Source organism: Microbacterium umsixpiens, assembly GCF_053543675.1.
Genome location: NZ_JBLVOH010000021.1, coordinates 1 through 5145 on the forward strand (window position 1 = coordinate 1; position 5145 = coordinate 5145).

The 5145-nt window shown below is 70.8% G+C and carries 4 protein-coding genes and 1 pseudogene; 1 reads left to right on the forward strand and 4 read right to left on the reverse strand.

Going from position 1 to position 5145, the window contains the following annotated elements:
• The 4 genes and pseudogenes from ACNPM4_RS02000 to ACNPM4_RS02015 form a co-directional block, all read right to left on the reverse strand.
• Positions 1-206, reverse strand: a pseudogene (locus tag ACNPM4_RS02000) (amino acid transporter); the annotation flags it as partial.
• On the reverse strand, positions 203-1270 hold the full coding sequence (hisC, locus tag ACNPM4_RS02005; RefSeq protein ID WP_448984510.1) for a histidinol-phosphate transaminase: 1068 nt from the start codon (positions 1268-1270) through the stop codon (positions 203-205). The gene hisC and the pseudogene ACNPM4_RS02000, both read right to left, overlap by 4 nt.
• A 160-nt stretch (positions 1271-1430) precedes the next feature.
• Positions 1431-3233 carry a thioredoxin domain-containing protein gene (locus tag ACNPM4_RS02010; RefSeq protein ID WP_448984511.1) on the reverse strand — a complete coding sequence of 601 codons (1803 nt, stop codon included), beginning with the start codon at positions 3231-3233 and terminating at the stop codon, positions 1431-1433.
• 4 nt (positions 3234-3237) lie between these two features.
• Positions 3238-4107 (reverse strand): helix-turn-helix transcriptional regulator, encoded by an 870-nt coding sequence (locus ACNPM4_RS02015; RefSeq protein WP_448984512.1) that lies wholly within the window; start codon positions 4105-4107, stop codon positions 3238-3240.
• A gap of 125 nt (positions 4108-4232) precedes the next feature.
• On the opposite strand from ACNPM4_RS02015, the gene ACNPM4_RS02020 reads away from it, so the two are divergent.
• A partial coding sequence (locus ACNPM4_RS02020) for an aldo/keto reductase (protein ID WP_448984513.1) occupies positions 4233-5145 on the forward strand: 913 nt, incomplete at its 3' end.

Below are 5145 nucleotides of genomic sequence, written 5' to 3' on the forward strand. Positions count from 1 at the left end.
AGCACGACGATGCCACCGGCCACGAGGTACGAGACCAGGACGGCGGGACCGGCGATGCTGATCGCCTGGCCCGAACCGACGAACAGGCCGGCGCCGATCGCGCCGCCGAGCCCCATCATCGAGATCTGGCGGCGGGTCAGCCCCGGATGCAGACCCTTGGTGGTCGTCGTGGTGGGCGGGAGTTCTGTCGCGCGGTCGCCGGTCACGCGCCGACCTCCACACGCGCGGCGGCGAGCGCCTGCTCGACGCGGTCGATGTCGGTCGGAGAGCCGGAGGAGATGCGGATCCCCTCGCCGGCGAAGGCCCGGGCGACCACGCCGCCGGCCTGCAGCAGTTCCTCGAGCTCGCCCGTGCGATCACCGGACGGGACCCACACGAAGTTCGCCTGCGAGGGGACGGCGGGCCAGCCGGCCGCGGTGAGCACATCGTGCAGGCGGTCGCGTTGCTCGATCACCTCACCGATGCGCACCGCGAGCTCGTCTTCGGCATCCAGCGAGGCGAGGGCCGCCGTCTGGGCGAGATCGGTGACCCCGAACGGCACCGCGACCTTCCGCTGGTTCTCGGCGACGGCGGCCGGGGCGATCGCGTAGCCGATGCGCAGCCCGGCGAGCCCGTAGGCCTTGGAGAACGTGTGCAGGACGGCCACGTGCGGATGCCGGCGGAACAGCTCGATGCCGGCGCCGCGGCTCTCGGTCGTGTCGAAGTGCACGTACGCCTCGTCGATCACCACGAGCACATCGTGTGGCACGGCGGCGACGAAGCGCTCCAGCTCGTCGGCGCCGACCACGGTCCCGGTCGGGTTGTTCGGGTTGCACACGAAGATCAGGCGGGTACGCGGGGTGATCGCGGCGAGCATCGCGTTGAGGTCGTGCGCGTGATCGGCATCGAGGGGCACGGCCACCGGTGTGGCCCCGGCGATGCGGACCAGCGAGGGATACGCCTCGAACGACCGCCAGGCGAAGATCACCTCGTCGCCGTCGCCGGCCACCGCGTGGATGAGCTGCGAGGCGATCTCGACCGAACCCGCACCGACGGTGACCTCGGCGGGGTCGACACCGTAGCGGGCGGCGAGACGCTCGCGGAGAGCGGCGGCACTCATGTCCGGGTAGCGGTTGATGCCGTCGACCCGGTCGCGCACGGCCTGGGCGACCGAAGGAAGCGGCGGATGCGGCGACTCGTTCGAGGAGAGCTTCGACGCACCGGCCGGGGCGGAGCGCCCCTGACGGTACGCGGGAACGGCGTCGAGTCCGGCGCGGGTGGGGAGAGGCATCGTCAGAGCATCCTTGCTGTGATCGCGGGTGGGGTCGCGCAACAGTAGAACGGATGCCGGGCACTGGGCAAACGGTGCACCGGATGCTGCGCAACCCGCGCAACCGGACGGTGCCTGCGCGCGGATTGCTGTGCAGATTGTGCACCATGCATCGGTGACGTCAGCGCGAGATCGAGACCTCTGCCGGGTCGCTCACCGGGAGCCGGCACACGAAGGCGCGGCAGTCGTAGGCGCGCTCCGCGACCGCGTCCTTGCCCTCGAACAGCTCGAACCCGGCTTCGGTGAACGCCTGCGCCTGCGCGGGGCTGACGATGGCGATGACCTCGGCGTCCGCATCCCGGGCGGCTGCCGCGAGCGCACCGTCGCGGTCGGCCGTGATCACCACCAGCTGCCGGGGCGGGAGGGCGAGGCCCGCGGCCACCCGCAGCAGCGTGCCGTGGGCGAACGGCTGCGCGAGCGCGCGCGACGCGAGGGCGCTCACGGTCTCGACGGCGGCCCCTCGATACCGGTCCCCCGCCCCGAGCCACCAGGCGGTGAGCGCGGCTCCGGCGACCGCGGCGGCATCCGAGGGCAGGTCGCCGTCGGTCTGGTCGGGCGAGGTCGCGATGCCCTGCGCCGAGAGCAGCGGGTCGTCGCCACCGGTGCCGGCGAGAGCGTCGTCGAGGATGCCTCGTGCCGTGACGGCCCACTCCGCCTCCCCCGTCGCGAGGGCGAGGGCGAACAGGCCGTCGGCGAGGAGTCCGAGATCGGCGGGGGTCGTGACGGCGGCGGATGCGCGGCCGTCGAGCGATGTGCGCGCGAGCGCGCCGGCGGCGTTCCGGTTGACCCGCAGCACATGGTCGGCGGCAGCAGCGGCGGCATCGATCCAGGCCCGCTCGCCGAATGCCGCACCCGCCCGGGACAGCGCGCCGATCGCCAGGCCGTTCCACCCGGTGATCACCTTGCCGTCGACGGCGGGCGGCTCCAGGTCCGCGCGGTCGGCGACCGGACGAAGGTAATAGCCGCCTTCGCTGCGGGCGCCGTCGATCGTCGACTCGGAATCCTGCGCGGCTCCGAACCCTCCGGCGTCGCGACGGAGCACGTCGATCAGGAAGGCGGCGATCCCGCGCACGGTCGACTCGTCCCCCGCGTCGAGCGCGATGTCGAGCAGCTGCGCGTTGTCGGTGAGCATCCGCTCGTAGTGCGGCACCGTCCAGTCGCGCTGGGTGGCGTATCGGAAGAAGCCGCCGTCGGCGTCGCGGAGGTCGGACCCGGCCATCGCGGCGAGCGCCCGTGCCGCCGACGCCGCGGCCTGCGGAGCGCCCTCCCGCACCAGCGGATGCTGCAGGAACCGCAGCGTCGTGGCGACGGGGAACTTCGGGGCCCCGCCGAAACCTCCGTACACGCGGTCCTCCCGTTGCGCGATCGTCTCCGCCGCCGTCGCGATCGCCACCACGTCGGGCAGGTCCGACGGCGTGGACTCCGCCGCGCGGGCGAGGGCGTCGGTCACGGCATCCGCCGATTCCTCGGCCTGCTCCCGCCGCACGGTCCACGCCTCGCGCACTGCGGCGAGCACATCGCGGAAGCCGGGCATCTGGCCGCGGGCCTCCGGCGGCCAGTAGGTGCCGGCATAGAACGTGCGTCCTCGGGGCGTGGTGAAGACCGTGAGCGGCCAGCCGAGGTTCTGCGTGAAGGCGGAGGCTGCGGCCATGTAGGCGCCGTCGACCTGCGGATGCTCCTCGCGGTCGACCTTCACCGCGACGAAGCCGTCGTTGATGAGGGCGGCAGTATCCGGATCGGCGAAGGACTCCCGCGCCATCACGTGGCACCAGTGGCAGGTCGAGTAGCCGATCGAGATCAGCAGCGGTACGTCGCGGCGCTCGGCCTCCGCGAACGCCTCCTCGCCCCACGGGTGCCAGTCGACGGGGTTGTCCTGATGCTGGCGGAGATAGGGGCTGAGCGTGTCGGCGAGCCGGTTCGTCATACGGCTATCCTCTCGCCTCCGCCGCTGTCTCGGCCAGGTTGGCGAGAAGCTGCAACCGCTCTCGACTGGCGGAACCCGGCTCCGCGGAGAACACGATCATCTGCAGCCCGCGGTCGGACGCGAGATCCATCGCCTGGTACGTGAGGTCGAGGTCGCCGACGACCGGGTGATGGATCGTCTTCAGGCCCGCGCGGTGTTCGCGGACGTCGTGAGCTCCCCAGAGCTTCCGGAAGAGATCGCTGCGGGTGGACAGCTCGCCGACGAGGTCGCTGAGCCTCCGGTCGTATGGAGAACGGCCCGCCTCGGTACGCAGCACGGCGACGATCTGCCGCGTCTGGGCGTCCCAGTCCCGGTAGAAGGTCTGCGCGCGGGACTCGAGGAAGATGAAGCGCGCGGCATTCGCGGGTGCAGGAGCACCGTCGAGCATCTCCGAGAAGAGAGCGCGTCCGAGTGCGTTGGTCGCGACGGCATCCAAACGGCCGTTCTGCACATAGACGGGGACCGTGGACATCGCATCGATCGTCTGTCGCGTGGCAGCGGAGACCTGGACTGCCCGCGCCGGACGCTCGCTCTGTCGCGGACGTGCTCCCGCATTCGCGGCGCGGATCAGGTCGTGCAGGTGCGCATGCTCGGCCTCGTCGAGGCGCAGCGCGCGGCTGACGCCGTCGATGACGGCATCCGACACGCCCTTGGCCTGACCACGTTCGAGGCGCTTGTAGTACTCGGGACTCATCCCGGCCACGAGGGCTACCTCTTCCCGACGCAGCCCCGGCACGCGGCGACGTCCGCCGAAATCCGGCAGGCCCACCTCCTCGGGGGTGAGTCTCGCGCGCCTCGTCGTGAGAAAGTCGCTGATGGCGTCCGGAGTGTCCATGCGATCGAAACTACGCCGAACCGGACACGCGAGGGGGTCCCTGCGGGGGCACCCATAGACAGGGCCGCGCTCGATCCGGAGAAAGCGGCTTTGCTCGAAGCACGGAACACTGACGAAGGAACGACATGAAGAACGCACATCTGGGGAGCCTCGAAGTCTCCCGCATCGGCCTCGGCGCGATGACCATGGCCGGCACCTACACGACAGGTGGTGGTCTCGACCATGACGAATCCACCCGCACCATCCACCGCGCGCTCGACCTCGGGGTGACACACATCGACACCGCGGAGATCTACGGTCCCTACCTCAGTGAGGAGATCGTCGGCCGTGCGATCCGCGACCGCCGCGATCAGGTGAGGATCGCGACGAAGTTCGGGCTCGTCTCGCACGCCGATGGCGGTCCCGGCGTGATCGACAGCTCACCGGAGAACGTGAAAGCCGCAGTGGAAGGGTCGCTGCGTCGCCTCGGCACCGACCGAATCGACCTCTACTACCAGCATCGGGTCGATCCGAACACGCCCATCGAGGACACTGCCGGCGCCGTCGCCGATCTCATCGCCGAGGGCAAGGTCCTTCATTTCGGGCTCTCAGAGGCCTCGGCGCAGACGATCCGGCGGGCGCACGCCGTGCAGCCGGTCTCGGCACTGCAGACCGAGTACTCGCTGTGGACTCGCGACGTGGAGGAGGAGATCCTGCCTGTTCTCCGTGAGCTCGGCATCGGCTTCGTCCCGTACTCCCCGCTCGGGCACGGTCTGCTGACAGGGCAGCTTCACTCTCCCTCCGACATCCCCGACGACGACTGGCGCAAGACGAACCCGCGGTTCGTGGGCGAGAACTTCGAGCGGAATCTGCGTCTCGTGGACGAGGTCCGTGCGATCGGTGCCGAGATCGGCGCGACTCCGGCGCAGACGGCGCTGGCGTGGATCCTCACCCGGGGAGATGACATCGCGCCGATCCCCGGCACCCGTCGGGTGGCGCGCGTGGAGGAGAACGCTGCCGCCGACACCGTGGAACTCAGCACGGATCAGGCCGAGCGCC

Bases quoted from the DNA above. Each gene is read 5' to 3' on its own strand.
- ACNPM4_RS02015 (WP_448984512.1), bottom strand. From the start codon at position 4,107: ATGGACACTCCGGACGCCATCAGCGACTTTCTCACGACGAGGCGCGCG.
- ACNPM4_RS02010 (WP_448984511.1), bottom strand. From the start codon at position 3,233: ATGACGAACCGGCTCGCCGACACGCTCAGCCCCTATCTCCGCCAGCAT.
- hisC (WP_448984510.1), bottom strand. From the start codon at position 1,270: ATGCCTCTCCCCACCCGCGCCGGACTCGACGCCGTTCCCGCGTACCGT.